General features: G+C 39.7%; 11 protein-coding genes. 8 read left to right on the plus strand and 3 right to left on the minus strand.

Annotated features, from left to right (window positions below):
* Nucleotides 1-2 precede the first annotated feature (2 nt).
* The 8 genes from AAEY55_RS05180 (at nucleotide 3) to purU (ending at nucleotide 12,008) form a co-directional block, all read left to right on the plus strand.
* A complete protein-coding gene (locus AAEY55_RS05180) occupies nucleotides 3-3,284 on the plus strand; it encodes a tetratricopeptide repeat protein (RefSeq protein ID WP_350550365.1) in 3,282 nt (1,093 codons plus the stop codon).
* A 14-nt stretch (nucleotides 3,285-3,298) separates the two neighbouring features.
* Nucleotides 3,299-3,814 carry a protein PelC gene (locus tag AAEY55_RS05185; protein WP_350550368.1) on the plus strand — a complete coding sequence of 172 codons (516 nt, stop codon included), beginning with the start codon at nucleotides 3,299-3,301 and terminating at the stop codon, nucleotides 3,812-3,814.
* Nucleotides 3,811-5,112 (plus strand): PelD GGDEF domain-containing protein, encoded by a 1,302-nt coding sequence (locus AAEY55_RS05190; protein WP_182683785.1) that lies wholly within the window; start codon nucleotides 3,811-3,813, stop codon nucleotides 5,110-5,112. Before AAEY55_RS05185 ends, AAEY55_RS05190 begins: the two co-directional genes overlap by 4 nt.
* The gene (locus AAEY55_RS05195) at nucleotides 5,105-6,088 is read left to right on the plus strand and encodes a HEAT repeat domain-containing protein (RefSeq protein ID WP_350550372.1); all 984 of its coding nucleotides are present in this window, start codon (nucleotides 5,105-5,107) and stop codon (nucleotides 6,086-6,088) included. The genes AAEY55_RS05190 and AAEY55_RS05195 overlap by 8 nt, the downstream gene beginning before the upstream one ends.
* Complete coding sequence (gene pelF, locus AAEY55_RS05200) at nucleotides 6,081-7,598, plus strand: GT4 family glycosyltransferase PelF (protein WP_011327401.1); 1,518 nt, start codon at nucleotides 6,081-6,083, stop codon at nucleotides 7,596-7,598. The genes AAEY55_RS05195 and pelF overlap by 8 nt, the downstream gene beginning before the upstream one ends.
* Entirely contained in the window at nucleotides 7,586-8,950 is a 1,365-nt protein-coding gene (gene pelG / locus AAEY55_RS05205; protein ID WP_011327400.1) for an exopolysaccharide Pel transporter PelG, read from the plus strand. Before pelF ends, pelG begins: the two co-directional genes overlap by 13 nt.
* 133 nt (nucleotides 8,951-9,083) lie before the next feature.
* Nucleotides 9,084-10,973, plus strand: coding sequence for a hypothetical protein (locus AAEY55_RS05210; RefSeq protein WP_011327399.1), 1,890 nt, complete (start codon nucleotides 9,084-9,086; stop codon nucleotides 10,971-10,973).
* A 204-nt stretch (nucleotides 10,974-11,177) separates the two neighbouring features.
* The gene (gene purU, locus AAEY55_RS05215) at nucleotides 11,178-12,008 is read left to right on the plus strand and encodes a formyltetrahydrofolate deformylase (RefSeq protein WP_011327398.1); all 831 of its coding nucleotides are present in this window, start codon (nucleotides 11,178-11,180) and stop codon (nucleotides 12,006-12,008) included.
* A gap of 73 nt (nucleotides 12,009-12,081) precedes the next feature.
* On the opposite strand, the gene AAEY55_RS05220 is transcribed toward purU, so the two are convergent.
* From AAEY55_RS05220 to acs, 3 genes are all read right to left on the minus strand, one after another.
* Nucleotides 12,082-13,683, minus strand: coding sequence for an AbgT family transporter (locus AAEY55_RS05220; protein ID WP_011327397.1), 1,602 nt, complete (start codon nucleotides 13,681-13,683; stop codon nucleotides 12,082-12,084).
* 149 nt (nucleotides 13,684-13,832) lie between these two features.
* A complete protein-coding gene (locus tag AAEY55_RS05225) occupies nucleotides 13,833-14,483 on the minus strand; it encodes a response regulator transcription factor (protein WP_011327396.1) in 651 nt (216 codons plus the stop codon).
* Nucleotides 14,484-14,580: 97 nt separating this feature from the next.
* Complete coding sequence (acs, locus tag AAEY55_RS05230) at nucleotides 14,581-16,521, minus strand: acetate--CoA ligase (protein ID WP_011327395.1); 1,941 nt, start codon at nucleotides 16,519-16,521, stop codon at nucleotides 14,581-14,583.
* Between the last annotated feature and the right edge of the window lie 113 nt (nucleotides 16,522-16,634).

Below are 16,634 nucleotides of genomic sequence, written 5' to 3' on the forward strand. Positions count from 1 at the left end.
TAATGACTAATAAAAAACGCCCTCAGTTAATTTCTTTAAAAACAATTTTAGTTATATTAGCCGTGAGTTGTTTTGCACTTTATGCGTTATTTCCGCGTACTTTGTTTTTTGAAAAAGAAGCTTTATCGCAAGATTACACCTTTGAAAAATCGTATTTAAATGCTGCGCTTAGTACCGATCCTAATAATGAAAAGTTACGTGCAAAGCTAATTGAACTGCACATAAAACTCAGTGAATATGCAGCTGCCACTAGTGAGCTTGAAAAACTACCTAAAAGCGATAAAAAATCACTACTTGAAATTCAGTTAATGTACGCTTTATGGTTAGCAAATGATGCAAAGAAAGATGACCGATTTGAGGAGCTATCGTTAAAAGTAGGTGCGCTAAAAAACTGGGACGAGCAAATACTTAACATAGCTAAAGCCCTTGGTTTACATGCTAAAGTGGCACTTTACTATCAGCAAAATGCACACCCCTTACTCGCTGCCGATTACTGGTTGAGTGCAGGGGAGCCTGCAAAAGCACTCGCAATATATAAAAATAATATTAATGCAGATATTGCGCCTAAAGCCATAACCACTGCACTGGGAGCAAATAACCCTGAGCAAGCCTATGCCTGGTGGAAAACATATGGCGATAGCACAAATATCAAACGCACCCTTTATTTAGCTAACCTAGCCGGTAATACCCAAGATGCCGCCAGTGCTATCGAAAACTTACTCAAGCAAGAGCCAAATAATAACGAATATCTAACTAAGGCAATGTATTTGCGCCTAGCCGATGGTAACACCCTAGGTGCTGAGCAATTATTAACACAGCTATTAATCAATAATCCAAACGATAAAGAGCTACGTTTGCTTAACTGGAAAATGAAACGTTGGCTAAATAAGCCAGAGCAAGCACTTGTAGAATTTAAATGGCTAATGGCCAACCATGCAGTTAACGTTGCCATGCTAACCGACAGCATTAATGACGCCGTGGCGTTATATTTGTACCAAGACGCCAACGATATTTTTCAATATAAAGCGCAAAATAGACAGCTCTCAGATAAGGGTTTCGTTCGTTGGATGCAAACTAATGAGTTTATTGGCAACCCAGAGCAAGAGCTCAATAATATAGAGCGTTTTGAGCAAATTAATGGCAAAAGCTTACTGTCGCAATATTGGAAAGCAAAAGTATTGCACGATACCGGTAACTTAAATGGGTTAAGAGCATTATGGCCTAGCTATAAAGGCCCTAAAAACGAAGAAGATTTATTATGGCTGGCACGCGCATTTTGGCTTGCAGAAGACTATAAAACTGCGCTCACTATTTTGCAGCAAAAACAACAAAGCACCGACGATGAGTTTTGGAGTGCCCGTGTTGATATGGCGTTAAGGCTGCAAAATAAAAAAGAAGAACTATATGCCTATGAGCAATTAAAAGAAATTAGCCCACTGAGTGTTGGTGACATGCAACAGTATCAGCAATTGCGCTTTGAGGGGAACCCCAAAGGCTTGCTTGAGTACCTATGGCAACAAGCACCACTGAGTGATAGGCAGCTTATTCAAGTTACGCAACTGAGCGTGCAACTTGGCGACGCTGACTCTATTGCTCGCGTACACAACGAACTTGAAAAACAGCGCTACAATAAACAGCTTTATCCAGCATGGTCTTTACTGTCGAATTGGTATCAAAATCAAAACGATTTAAATTCTGCTTACACCACTCTTAACAGAGCGGCAAAACTTAGTGAATATAACCCTGATGTAGTCCTTGCCCAAGGCTGGTTAGCGCTGCAAATGCACGACACCATAATGATAAAACGTATACTAGCTAACTATTCGCAAACTGAGCCTTCTTATAATTGGGCGCAACTTTTAGCTAGTTTATCTATTTATGAAAAATCGTATAACAGTGCATACTTTTATTTACGCCAATTAGCTATAAGTAACCCAAAAGATTTAACCACCTTAGTTAATTTAGCCGACGTTTTACAGCTGCTTGGCTATAACGCCAATGCCACAGAACTACATCATTACCTATTGCAGCATTTACCTAAAGATAAATACGCTTACCGAGGGCTAATGTACCGCTGGGCGGGCGCTATGGCAGTGCCGCATTTAATGCAATTTAACACTATGGATGAACTTGCACCCGACACTATTAGTGAGCCTGTTGCAAATTGGTGGCTAGCCAGACGAGCAGCAAAAAACTTAGCGCCTTGGCAAACTCTGCAGTTAAATATGATTAACGGTGAATTTAATAACGTTGAGCAACAGCTCACTGAAAACACTTTAAGTGAGCTTGATCAATTAAATGCATTGCTGTATTTAAAACAACCTTATGCCACCATGCAGCGTTGGTATGAAACGTTAACAAATGAGCCTACAGAGGCGCAAACTAGTTTATTACGCAACGCACGAAATGCTTATTTTAGAGCGCTTGAGGTAAACTTTTCGCCTGAGGCGGGCTTAAACAGCAGTCAATATGATGTAAACGTGTACTTTCCCTATGCAAAAGGCCAATGGAAATTAAGTGTTAGTAGCCAGCAAAACCTTAACAATAATGGCTTACTGTTCGCCATCGAAGATAAAATGACTTGGGGCCGATGGTATTTTGATGCCAAAATTGATACTCACCAAGGCACATTAGCGAGTCGTCAAGGGCTTAGTTTAGATACGCGTTACCAATGGGATTCGCGTACTCAAGTAGGTTTAAAGCTTGAGCATAATGTAGAAAACCGCCAATCTGAAACACTATTAAGTTTTGCCCAATTAGATAAAGCCACCGCATATATAAACTACAATATTGATGGCAGACAAAGCGTGCAACTTTCTGGTTCTGCGCTGTCTTTTTCACGTAGAAGTGATAACAGCAGCATAGTAAGCGGGCAAGAATACAATGCCCGATACCAATACAACATTTTAAAAGACCGCCCTGTATGGAGCGCCTACTTTAGCGCGCAATGGCAAGATTTTGACTCTGTAAATACCTTTATTAATAATGAAGCTAATTTATTGCCAATCGATCTTCAGCCTTTTAGGCGTTTAGCCCTAGGCACTTCATTTGCATCTACAGGATCACTAGAGCCACCTTATTTAGGCGCTAGCCCTTCGTGGTTATTTGACATCAGTACAGGCTATCAAACCCTTAACGACACCCTAGATATTTCAGTTTCAAGTGGTGCGGGTTGGTCTATTTTAGGCGATGATTTATTTAGATTACAGCTGGGTTATCAAAGTAGTAATAAAGTGGGTAACTCAGATACACAATTACAATTAGGATATTACGTACATTTTTAATGTTAGGAGAGATTATGTTTCGTTTAGTTATACCGTGTTTGGTATTAGTTTTATCAGCTTGTACAACCAGCCATGTGGCTGATGATGTTGAGCTTAGAGCAACAACAACAGTGGCATTATTACCACTTGTAAATCATGCACAAACACCGCTTGCTGGTGAGCGCGCAGAGGATATTTTAGCCAGTATTTGGCAGCAAAATAAGCTACCTACTTTAATTCGTGCGCCACGCACTAACAATAATGAACTACCACCGCTAGACGATCAATACCGTGTAAATAACGCAATGCAGTGGCTAAGCACGCAACAAGCTGATTATATTATAAGTGGTAGCATTGAAGAGTGGCGTTATAAAGCAGGACTTGACGGCGAACCTGTGGTTGCTTTAACTCTATCATTAACGGCTAGCGGCCAAACAACTCCACTATGGACTGGCACAATTGCTAAAAGTGGTTGGGGACGAGATAGCATTGCTGCGGTAGCCCAAGATGTCATAGCCGATTTACTATCTTACATAGAGGTTAGTGAGTGAAAACACATTTCTTTCGCCCAAGAGAGGTTCCTGAGCTACAGATATGGGCTGAGGTATTTATATTTACCGCGCTGGCTTTAGGGCTACCCGTGCTGTTTAACACAGCGGATCCCTTTTGGACGCAAGGTGGGTTTTCGTGGCCGGTTTTAGGCCCTCTGCTGGTAGCATTACGTTACGGCTTTTCAAAAGGCTTTATTAGCATACTAAGTTTGCTTATTGGCCAACTGCTGCTTGTAGAAACAGATATTTTAACGCCCCAAAGTGACTTTAATATTAACGCTATTTTAGGTTATGTTATTGTCATTATGGTCACTGGCGAGTTTAGAGATGTATGGGATCGCACCAATCAAAGGCAAACTATTCAACTAGAATATGTAACCGAACGATTAGAGGTGTTTACCCGTCAATATCATCTTATTAGCTCCTCGCATGATCGCCTTGAGCAAGTGCTCGCTGGCCATACGCTTAGTTTAAGAGAATCCCTGCAAGCAGTAAGAGAATCTATTGGGCAACTAGAAGAAAGGTGTCTAGATAAAGCCGCACAAAGTATTTTAAATTTATTTGTTGAATACGGAACATTAGAAAAAGCGGGTATATACAAGGTTGAAAACAACATCATTGTAGATCCGCCACTTGCTGCTATTGGTAAAATGAATACAGTATCCATGTCAGATCCGCTTGTCAGTGCTATGTTTGCAGAAAACGAATTAGTATCGGTAAAAGACGTAAAAGCCTCTTTAGGTGTAAGTCAGTACCATATTGCGATTCCAATTACAGATATTAGCGACACAGTTTATGGGGTTATATTAGTCGAAAAAGTGCAATTTTTTGCTCTTAAAAACACCACACTTACCTTGCTTGCTGTTATGGCTGGACACATTGGTGACTTACTCCGTCACGAAATAACTAATCCGGTAATGCAAGCCAATGAAGCGCCCTACTTTATTAAACAAGTAAAACGTGCAAATAAAGAGGCTAAACGCTATAAAATCCCATCGCATTTATTAAAAATAACAGCTACAAATATTAATCCTGAATCGCGTCAACTTATGAAATATTTAAGCGAAGCCCGCCGTGGTTTAGACATTTATTTGTATAACAACGAAAAACAAACATTACTGCTACTTATGCCTTTGGCTGATGAACTTGAAAAAGCAGGATTCATTGCCCGCTTAAATAGTTGGAGCAAAGGACGTACTGGCAAAAACCTAACTGATTTAGGTATTGTTATCGAGCAACAAATAGCATTGCCTATTAATAATGACGATTTAAAAAGATTGGTCGCATTTCATGATTAAAATTATCATTGCAGCCATCTTAGGGTGTATATGCGAGTATTTTGCATTACTGCAAATACTCGACACTCCCAACTGGCTAATTGTTACTTTACTCCATGCATTAGCTAGCCTTTTTTATGCTTTTATTAGCTATACACTCATTCCTGTAAAATACAAAACAACCCCATTTAGCAGTGTTTTGTTTTTATTTTTATTACTGCTTTCACTGCCCATACTTGGCATTATAGGTGTTGTATTTGCATTAAGCTTTGCCCTATGTAAACCAATCAAAAATGACGACATTGAAATAGAAGAACATAAAATCCCAGCGCTTCCCTTTGAAGCTAAAATGACTTCGGCAAATCCGTCTTATTCTATTGGTGGCTTAAAAGCTATTTTAAAACACGCCAGTGAGCCTAATAAGCGTTTAAGTGCTGTAATGTCTGCACGTCACATGAGTGACGCACGCGCTATTCCTATTTTAAAACTTGCACTTAAAGATCTAGAAGATGATATTCGTTTACTTGCTTATTCAACACTGGATGGTAAAGAAACTAAAATAAACGAAAAAATAAGCCAATATCAGCAAGAAATCACCTTAACAAGCACGCAACCCGAATTAGGTAAATTGCAACAGCAACTAGCTGAGCTGTACTGGGAGCTAAGTTATTTAGGCTTAGCCCAAGGCGCGCTAAAATCCTACGTACTAGAAAAAGCAGAGCTACTGGCTCTGCAAAGTGTTGAGCATGTAAAAGCCCCTGCCACCTTTGTGTTATTAGGCCGTATTTGTTTATCGCTAAACAAATACCCGCAAGCACTAACGCACTTAACACACGCTACAGAATTTGGCATGGCGCAGCGCCATGTATTGCCATATAAAGCTGAAGTCGCTTTTTACATGGGCCTATTAGATGATTGTAAGCGCTATTTAAATGAGCTCCCTAAACAACCTGAAGGTAGCGAACTACGCCATTTACAGGAGTACTGGCATGGCTGAAAAGAATGCTGACATATTACTACTTTTAGAAGGTACCTACCCATATGTACGCGGTGGCGTATCAAGTTGGGTGCATCAAATAATTGAAGGCTTACCACATTATAATTTTGAGTTGGTATTTTTGGGTGGAGCACCTGAGCACTACGGCGAAATTCAATACCAGCTACCTGATAATGTGACTAAATTACATGTTCATTATTTAATTGAAAATAATACCACTGAAATAAAAGCGAAGCATGGCACTAAATACAAGCAAGAACTGTTTGATTTTTGGCAACAGCTGCAAAGCTACTTTCGTGACTGTAACGACCCTATACCCACTGAGTTATTAAAATTTGCTTTTGAAACACTCGGCAAAAAAGATGGCATTAATGCAGCCGATTTTTTATATAGTGAGTCATCTTGGCAAGCCCTTTCAAAATACTATTTAAGCTATTGTGATGAATCGTCATTTATCGACTTTTTTTGGTCATATCGTAATTTATATAAGCCGTTATTTAAAATAGCAGAAATTGCTAGGGGCCTGCCAAAAGTAAAACTAATTCATTCCATATCAACAGGCTACGCCGGTATTTTAGGCTCAGGCGCCAGTGCAATAAGTGGTACGCCTTTTTTACTTACCGAGCATGGTATATACACAAAAGAGCGTAAAATTGATTTAATTCAAGCAAGCTGGATCAAAGATTCGGAGCAGAGCTTAGGTAAAAATTTAAATACCGAAATGGGCTTTATTCGGCGTATGTGGATCAACTTTTTTGAGCAAATTGGCCGTACAACGTACCAACAAGCAACTAAAATTATTTCTTTATACGATGGTAATATGCAACGCCAAATTAAAGATGGCGCAGAGCCGGCAAAAACGCTTGTGGTACCTAATGGCATTAAAACAGTGCGTTTTAAACAAGCCCTGTTACAACGCCCAGAAAAAACGCCAATGGTAGTTGGTTTAATTGGTCGTGTTGTGCCTATTAAGGATATAAAAACATTTATACGCGCAATTAAAGAAGCACAATCTATTATACCCACCCTAGAGGGCTGGATAATTGGCCCTTTTGAGGAAGATCCAAAATATTATCAAGAATGCCAGTTATTGGTCGACAGCTTAGATTTAATCGACAATGTGAAATTTTTAGGCATGCAAAACATTGCTGAAATACTGCCTAAGTTAGGCGTTGTAGCACTCACCTCAATATCTGAGGCGCAGCCTTTGGTACTACTAGAAGCAATGGCTGCTGGCGTGCCTGTATTAGCCAGTGATGTAGGTTCTTGCCGCGAAATAATAGAAGGCGCAACCGCACAAGACAAAGCCTTTGGCAAAGCTGGCGAAGTGGTAGCAATAGCCTCACCTAGCGACACTGCTCAGCAAATAGTAAATATATTGCAAAACGAGCAAAGATGGCGCGAATATCAAAAAAGTGGCCTTGAACGGGTACAAAAATTTTATGATGAGAGCCATATGTTTGCTCGTTACGATAAACTTTATAAGGACACAATGGCATGGCCGGAATAGGTTTTGAGATACGTAAGATTCTCAAAAAAAACACCCTGCTTTCAGTATTTGAAGCTTACGGCTACGCTGGATTAATTGGCTCAGGCCCTTGGTTACTATCTATTATTGCTTTAATGCTTATTGGTATTTTAAGCTTGGGCATTGTGCTACCAAAAGTACTGATCATTCAATTTTTAACCTTAGTTACCTACATGATGGCCGCCTCGCTTATTTTAACTGGCGGCTTACAGCTATTATTAACGCGTTTTATTGCCGACCTACTTTTTACTAAAGATGATGGTCAAATACTGCCTAATCTACTTGGCGCGCAATTAGTTACCACCATAGCTGCGTTACTCGTTGGCCTTGCTGTGTGGCCATTATTGCCACTGCCAGTAGTGACTAAATTAATTATTTTAGGTGCATTTGTCGGCTTATGTAATCAGTGGCTCGGGGCTATATTTTTATCGGGTATGAAAGAGTACCGGCTCATTTTAGTTACTATGCTTAGTGGCTATTCTTTTATGGTATTACTGGCATATTTACTAAGAGATTGGCAATTAGATGGATTGTTTTTTGCTTTTTTTGCTGGCGAAGCGCTGTTATTTTTTAGCTTTTTATTTATGATTATTCGCCGCTACCCTGGTGATAAGTTAATTAGCTTTGATTTTTTAAATAATAAAAAAGTGTATTACAGCCTGTTCTTTTGTGGCTTGTTTTACAATATAGGTGTTTGGGCTGATAAAATTATTTTTTGGTACTCTCCTAGTACTTCAATAGAAATTATTGGCACTCTCAGGGCAAGCCCTATTTACGACTTACCCATATTTTTAGCCTACTTGTCTATTATTCCTGGTATGGCCGTGTTTTTAGTAAGAATGGAAACCGACTTTGTAGAGGAGTACGACCGTTTTTACACTGCAATACGCGAAGGTGCCTCTTTAAATGAAATTTATTTATTAAAAGATAATATGATACAAACTGCCCAAGGTGGTTTATACGATATATTTAAAATTCAGGGTATTACCGTAGCTTGCTTATTACTTTGGGGTGAGCAAATACTCACTTTTATAGGCATAGATCCTAACTACAAAACCTTATTATTTATCGATGTAGTGGGTGTGGGTGTACAGGTTATATTTTTATCAATACTCAATATTTTATTTTATTTAGATAAACGTTTTACTGTGCTGGTACTCGCAGCAATATTTTTAGTCGTAAATGTTGTTTTTACCTATTTATCGGTTGCACTTGGACCACAGTTTTATGGCTATGGCTTTGCATTTGCAACTATTATTAGCTCGGTTGTGGGTTTGTTTTGGTTATCTAAACAGTTTGAAGATTTAGAATACGAAACCTTTATGCTGCAATAATAAACGCTTAACATTTTAGGCTATTTGCTTAAACCAAGCTTATAATGCCAAAACTAATAAATAAGTGTAATAAACATAAATTGATTATTACACTTATTTCTCCCAATAAAATTCTTTTATAAAGGAATATTCAATGGCTTTTGATTATGGATCGATTGATCTTGGACTTAAAAACCCCTTCAAGCTTGAAGGTAAAGTAACCGCACTAAGAGGTGCTATAGAGTCAATTACCGGCATTACGCTGCTTGTTGTTGCTGCAGGGTTAGTTAAAGAAGATGCAACTGCTGGGTGGATCTTGATGCTTTTTGGGATGATTATTTTAGGGTTTGGCATTGCTTCACTCTCAACAGGTATTTATGCCACACTAAAATACTTTGTTGGCCGTAATCACCCTACGTCACTGGCTTATAACTACAGTAAATCGCAAAGCTCTACCGCAAAAGAAGAAAAAAAAGAAGTTGCCTATAACGACCAAGAACTAGAAGAAATGCTTATGGGTCGTAAAAACATTACTTTTAAAGAGCCTAAAGGCTTTTTATCTCGCTTGTTGCATAGCCTTATTCCTAAACTAATGTTTTTACCCTACCCGATGCGTAATATTGCCCAGCAATTATTTGGCTCATGGGTAAGTACCTTTGTGGCACTTATTGCGTATGGACTGGTAGCTTTTGTATCTTTGTCGGGCTTTACCGGTGAAGCAGGCGAATTAGCATTTCCCATATACAGTAGCATTTTAATGTTTTATGTATTGTTCTCATGGCGCTCGGCAGGTAAACCAACCACTCGCAATGCTGCAAGAGAAATTGAACCACTTGGTGGTGGTGCACTGGCTAAAATTATTTCGCTATCGTTTATTTTACCCATTATTATTGGCCTTTCTATGTCGTGGTTAATGCAAGAACAACACATTAGTAAAGCGCAAATAGATGTTTGGTTTGAACAATTACCCAACCTACATGCGGGTATGTATTTAGTCGCTATTATTATTTTAGCCACCTTGAGCTGCGCACTGGTTTTTACTATGTTAAAAGCACGATTAAATAGCATAACACCAAGCACTGAGGTATCTGAGCTGCGCGAAAACTGGCAAGAATCTGTACACCCTACTGAAATTTTTATTAATTTAGATAACCTAGTAATGGCTAACCGTCGTTATAAAGAAGTGCCTAATCGCGTATACCGCGAGCTCAACCCACAACTGCAAGAGCAAGTAGAAGGAAAAGGCGGCTTTAAAGGCGAAATAATTCAAGAAATACAACCTAAACTACATGAGCTAGATTTAGGTAAAGGTTTTAGTATGGCTAGATTATTGGCGCTACTTAGTGGTAATTTTCTGTATTTAATCGCGCTTATTTTCACGGTATTATTAGCCTACTCTTTCATCGATATTTATCGTTATATTGATAGCGCAAATATCAATTCAATAGAGCAAGCACTTAATAATCGTCATATTTCACCTATCAGCGAGCTAGTAATGGCAAGCGTACATTTATTACTGATAGGTGTATTAATTAAAGCCTTTGCTCAGCTATTAAGTAGCAATGCACATTTGTTTTTTGCTGAAATGCAATTTGAATCACTTCTGGTCTATTTTAAATGTGAAGGTACATTTACTGAGTCTAAAATATCAACCGGTACAGGTATTCACGACAGCACTCGCTCTGAAAACACCTTAGTACGTAGCAGCATTACCCCTTGGGTTATTGTTTCGCGAATAGTAACCACCACTTTTGCAGCAACAGGTATGAAAAATCTTGAGCATCCACGCCATATTATGGAAATGCACAAAGACGAAGGTCAGTTACAAGCAATTAAAAACGATGTGATTGCGTTCTTAAAAGATCGCGAGTCAATAGCCTCAATTACCAGTGAGCGTGATTTAGGTAACGCGTCGCAAATTCATCAGCTTAATCAGCAAACACGCGCTATGCCAACACAACAAAGCGCAATTACAAAAAATGATGAAGAAGCCGCCGGCTTTATCAGACAACAAGATGATTTAGCCTCAGAAACAAAGTCATAACACAGTAACTTAATTATATATCAATGCCACTGGCAATCAGTGGCATTTTTAACAGCAACTATACCTTTTGAAACCCCAGTTAACTTTGCTCACTTTAATGTCATGCTTGTTCTAAATTAAACCTTGTAACAACACACAAAGCCCTTGCTTTATGCGCTAAAACGCAAATAATAAAGCAATCTATAATTGGGTAAGAATGAGAGAATGAGCTACATACTAACCACACAATGCGCCGATGATGTAGGGCTAATAGCCAAAATCACCGGGCTTTGCCACCAGCATAATTTAAATATTACACGTAATAATGAATTTGTAGACAAAGACGCTAAACGCTTTTTTATGCGTACAGAGCTCACTGGTGAGCCACAAAGTAACTTTTTACCACTACTACGCGAAATACTACCTGCAGACGCTAAAGTAGCTTTACACAATGGTACAAAAACTAAAGTTGTGTTACTTGCTACTAAAGAAGCACATTGCTTAGGTGGCGTATTATTAAAGCAATTCGAACAAGCGCTAAATATTGAAGTGCAAGCCGTTATAGCAAACTACCCTATTTTAGAGCCGCTTGCTAAAGGGCTTAATGTCCCTTTTCATGTTATCTCTCATGAGGGATTAACGCGCAGCGAGCACGATCAACAAGTAGGCGATTTAATTGCCAGCTATAACCCTGACATTATTGGTTTAGCTAAATATATGCGTATTTTAAGCCCTGAGTTTGTACAACGCTTTGAGGGCAAAATTATTAATATTCATCACTCGTTCTTACCCGCTTTTATTGGTGCAAAACCTTATCATCAAGCATTTGAACGTGGCGTAAAAATCATTGGAGCCACAGCTCACTTTGTCAATAACGAGTTAGACGAAGGGCCTATTATTTTGCAAGATGTTACGCCTGTAACCCACGCAGAAACTGCAAAAATGATGGCCAATATGGGTAAAGATGTAGAAAAAACAGTATTTTGTAAAGCGCTACAACTTGCCTCTGAGCATAAGCTATTTATTAACGGTAATAAAACCGTGGTGTTTTCGTAAAACAAAAATGCCAGCAAATTATGCTGGCATTTTTAAACAATTAAATAATACTTATTGTATTACCCAGGTACTATTAAGGCGTGTAATAAGTGGGTGATCCTGGCCCTACTGGCATACCCAATACAAATACCCATAAATAAAACAAAACAACCCAACCAACAAAAAATATCATACTGTATGGCAACATAGTGGCTACCAGTGTGCCTATACCCATATCTTTTTTGTACTTAGCTGCGACAGCGAGGATCAAGCCAAAATAGCTCATCATTGGCGTTATTAAGTTAGTAACCGAGTCACCTATACGATAAGCCGCCTGAATGGTCTCTGGCGCGTAACCAACTAACATTAGCATAGGTACAAAAATAGGCGCGGTAACAGCCCATTGCGCCGAAGACGACCCTAAGCTTAAGTTAACCAATGCACACATTAATATAAATAATACAAAAACTTCGGGGCCAGTTAAGTTTAAAGCTTGCAGTAATGCAGCACCGTTAATTGCTAAAATAGTGCCTAAATTGGTCCATTTAAAAAACGCGACAAATTGCGCAGCAAAAAACACTAGCACAATATACATGCCCATTGAGCTCATACTTTTGCTCATCGCATTAATTACGTCTTTGTCGTTTTTCATGGTGCCAACAACGCGCCCATATACAAAGCCCGGAATACCAAAGGTTACAAAAATAAACACCACTATGCCTTTCAAAAAGGGCGAGTGGGCTACTAATCCTGTTTCGGGGTTACGTAAAATGCCATCGGCTGGCACTATGGTCCATGCAAGTAGCAGCGATACAACTAATAACGACACCCCTGCCCACTTTAAACCCGACTTTTCTTTGGCCGTTAACGCGGCAATATTATTTTGTGCAAGATCAGCACTGGCCTCTTCAGGATTATATTTACCTAAACGTGGTTCAACAATTTTTTCAGTAACTAGGGTGCCTAAAATCGCAATTAAAAACACCGACACCATCATAAAATACCAGTTAGCTTCTGCGCCTACTTGGTAAGTTGGGTCGATCATTTGCGCCGCTGGTGTGGTAATGCCTGCCAGTAAGGGATCTATTGTGCCTAATAATAAGTTAGCACTATAACCACCCGACACCCCAGCAAACGCTGCTGCTAAGCCCGCTAATGGATGACGCCCTAAACTATGGAATATCATTGCAGCTAATGGAATAAGTACCACATAGCCCAGCTCAGAGGCGGTATTAGATAAAATAGCGGCAAACACCACCATAAAGGTCACTAACCGCTTTGATGCGCCCATTACCATGCCGCGCATTGCTGCCGACAGCAGTCCTGAGTGCTCAGCAACACTCACACCAAGTAAAGCTACCAGTACCGTGCCCAGTGGTGCAAAGCTGGTAAAGTTAGTTACCAAGCCAGTTACAATACGCTGTAATCCCTCGGCACTAAGTAAGCTCACTACTTCAATAACACCATCGGGTTCGCGCCCAGGCGAGCCCTCAGGTCGAGGATCGATTGCACTTAGGCCAAACCAATCCGCCACTCCACTAAATACAACAATTACGATACAAAATATTGCAAATAAGGTGATGGGATGCGGTAGCATATTGCCTAAAAATTCTACGCCGGCTAAAAAGCGGTTAAACCAGCCTTTATTTGCGCTTTCATTACTACTTTGGGCCTTGGAGTCTAAAGAGTCTGACATACCATGTTCTCTTAATTATAAAATGCCCGTAAGCTAGCATTATTTTTATAGGAGATCATGTAATAAAGGTGAATGGCTTGTGATAATTGCGTATATAAGCGTAAATAAGACTAAAAAAGAGGCTTTGTGCCTCTATTCTATGCATGGTTTTATATTTGCTCTATAGGTGCTAATTGTAGTTTTGCAGCAATTAATACCGCTTGTGTGCGGTTATATACGCCAAGCTTTCTAAATATGGCGGTAATATGCGCTTTTACAGTGGCTTCTGAAATATGTAACTCATACGCTATTTGCTTATTTAGCAAACCTTCGTGCAGGTATTGTAAAACACGGTATTGTTGTGGGGTAAGTGAGGCAACTTGCGCTGCAATTTCTCGGTCTTCGCCTTGAATTTCGGCGACTTTATTTTTTAATTCTGTTGGTAACCAAGTATCGCCTTCGAGTATTTGATTAATTGCATTGGCAATATCATCTGATGATGATGACTTAGGAATAAACCCCATTGCGCCGTAACCCATTACTTTAGATACAATATTAGCGTCTTCACTTCCCGAAACTACCGCAATAGGTAAACTAGGATAGTCTTCTCTAATACGAATAAGGCCGTATAAATCACCATTACCTGGCATGTGTAAATCCAGCAGTAATATATCAAGATCTTCTTGCTCGCTTAACACCTGCAATGTACTGTCAAAATCAGATGATTCAAATACTTCTAAATCGTCAAATTTTACAGTTAGTGCACCCTTTAGTGCTTCACGAAATAACGGATGGTCGTCCGCTATTAAAAACTGACTCATGGTTCACTCCTAATAAATTCGGCTGTGCCCTATCTAGTAGAGCACAGCCGATATACTACGTTTAGAATCAACTTGTAATCAAGCTTTTAACGCGCATTTAACGATTTAATCGATTTTCAATTAACTCATCAACCACAGATGGATCGGCAAGTGTTGATGTATCACCTAGTTGTTCGTGCTCGTTGGCCGCAATTTTACGTAAAATTCGACGCATTATTTTACCAGAACGCGTTTTTGGTAACCCCGGTGACCACTGAATCATATCGGGTGACGCAATTGGGCTTAACTCTTTACGAACCCAGTTACGAATTTCTTTGGTTAACTCATCGCTTACCGTTATACCTTCGTTAGGGGTAATGTAAACATAAATACCTTGGCCTTTAATATCATGCGGATAACCTACTACAGCGGCTTCAGCTACTGCTGGGTGTGCAACCAGTGCGCTTTCTATTTCAGCAGTGCCTAAACGATGCCCCGAAATATTAAGTACATCATCTACGCGACCAGTGATCCAATAATAACCATCTTCGTCACGACGACAGCCATCGCCACAAAAATACACACCTGGGTAGGTAGAAAAGTAAGTTTGTTCAAAACGTTCATGATCGCCATAAATAGTACGTGCTTGCGATGGCCAGCTATCTAAAATAACTAAGTTACCATCAGCCTCACCTTCAAGCGTATTACCCTCAGCGTCAAATATTGCCGGCGCAATACCAAAAAATGGACGCGTTGCAGAGCCTGGTTTTAAATCGGTAGCACCTGGTAATGGGGTGATCATAATGCCACCCGTTTCTGTTTGCCACCAGGTATCAACGATAGGGCAATTTGACTTACCTATTTGCTCGTAATACCAGTTCCATGCTTCAGGGTTAATTGGCTCACCAACTGATCCTAAAATTCGTAAACTATTACGATGAGATGACGCTACAGGCTCATCACCTTTTGCCATTAAGGCACGAATAGCGGTAGGCGCGGTATATAAAATAGTAACACCATGTTTATCAACAACTTCGCCCATACGCCCTGCGGTTGGGTAAGTAGGTACACCTTCAAATACAACTTGGGTACAACCATTTACCAGCGGGCCATAAGCAATATAACTGTGCCCGGTGATCCAACCTACATCGGCGCTACACCAAAAAACATCGTCCTCTTTTACATCAAATATATATTCGTGCGTCATCGATGCATAAACTAAATAACCACCCGTGGTATGCACCACGCCTTTTGGCTGACCTGTTGACCCTGAGGTGTATAAAATAAATAACGGGTCTTCAGCGTTCATTACCTCAGGCTCGCACACAGGCTCTTCGTCTGCTACTAAATCGTGCCACCATATATCATGGTCGTGCCAATCAACATCACCACCGGTAAGTTGGTGCACAATAACATGCTCTATACTTGTTACAGACTCTTGCAACACGGCTTCGTCAACGTTTGCTTTAAGTGGCACGCAGTTACCAGCACGGCGTCCTTCGTCTGAAGTAATAACCACTTTTGCGCCCGAATCCTTAATACGATCGGCAATCGCAGAGGGTGAAAAACCACCAAATATAACTGAGTGAATAGCACCAATACGTGCACACCCTTGCATTGCGTAAATAGCTTGAGGGCTCATTGGCATATAAATAGCGACTCGATCACCTTTTTGTACGCCCAGCTTTTTTAAACCATTAGCAAACTTTGCTACTTCATCATGTAATTTTTGATAAGTAATATGCTCGCTTTGCGATGGGTTATCGCCCTCCCATATAAGCGCCACTTTATTGGCTTTTGTTTTTAAGTGGCGATCAATACAGTTATACGATGCATTAAGGTAGCCATCTTCATACCACTTAATATTTATGTGGCCTTTATCAAAGGTGGTGTTTTTTACTTTAGAATAAGGAGTAAACCAATCAAGGCGCTTACCGTGTTCAGCCCAAAAACTTTGTGGATCATCAATCGAGTGTTTATACATTTTATTATATTTATCGTTATCGACGAGAGCTGTGTTTTTAATATGCGTAGGAACTGGATAGATATTTTTTGACATCTTGGTCTCCATTTAAATTACTTGCCTTAGGCTTTTCTCAAGGATTACTCAGCAATGCGCTATTAAGTATTAGACCTTAGTTGTAAAGCTATTCTAATTACTAATTTGTTGTT

The sequence above is a fragment of the Pseudoalteromonas sp. 120-MNA-CIBAN-0494 genome, from assembly GCF_040308885.1.
Lineage (GTDB): Bacteria > Pseudomonadota > Gammaproteobacteria > Enterobacterales > Alteromonadaceae > Pseudoalteromonas > Pseudoalteromonas nigrifaciens.

What these genes read in the sequence shown, in the direction of transcription:
- AAEY55_RS05195 (WP_350550372.1), top strand. Translation starts at nt 5,105, where the DNA reads ATGATTAAAATTATCATTGCAGCCATCTTAGGGTGTATATGCGAGTAT.
- AAEY55_RS05225 (WP_011327396.1), bottom strand. Translation starts at nt 14,483, where the DNA reads ATGAGTCAGTTTTTAATAGCGGACGACCATCCGTTATTTCGTGAAGCA.
- AAEY55_RS05210 (WP_011327399.1), top strand. Translation starts at nt 9,084, where the DNA reads ATGGCTTTTGATTATGGATCGATTGATCTTGGACTTAAAAACCCCTTC.
- pelG (WP_011327400.1), top strand. Translation starts at nt 7,586, where the DNA reads ATGGCCGGAATAGGTTTTGAGATACGTAAGATTCTCAAAAAAAACACC.
- pelF (WP_011327401.1), top strand. Translation starts at nt 6,081, where the DNA reads ATGGCTGAAAAGAATGCTGACATATTACTACTTTTAGAAGGTACCTAC.
- acs (WP_011327395.1), bottom strand. Translation starts at nt 16,521, where the DNA reads ATGTCAAAAAATATCTATCCAGTTCCTACGCATATTAAAAACACAGCT.
- AAEY55_RS05185 (WP_350550368.1), top strand. Translation starts at nt 3,299, where the DNA reads ATGTTTCGTTTAGTTATACCGTGTTTGGTATTAGTTTTATCAGCTTGT.
- purU (WP_011327398.1), top strand. Translation starts at nt 11,178, where the DNA reads ATGAGCTACATACTAACCACACAATGCGCCGATGATGTAGGGCTAATA.
- AAEY55_RS05220 (WP_011327397.1), bottom strand. Translation starts at nt 13,683, where the DNA reads ATGTCAGACTCTTTAGACTCCAAGGCCCAAAGTAGTAATGAAAGCGCA.
- AAEY55_RS05180 (WP_350550365.1), top strand. Translation starts at nt 3, where the DNA reads ATGACTAATAAAAAACGCCCTCAGTTAATTTCTTTAAAAACAATTTTA.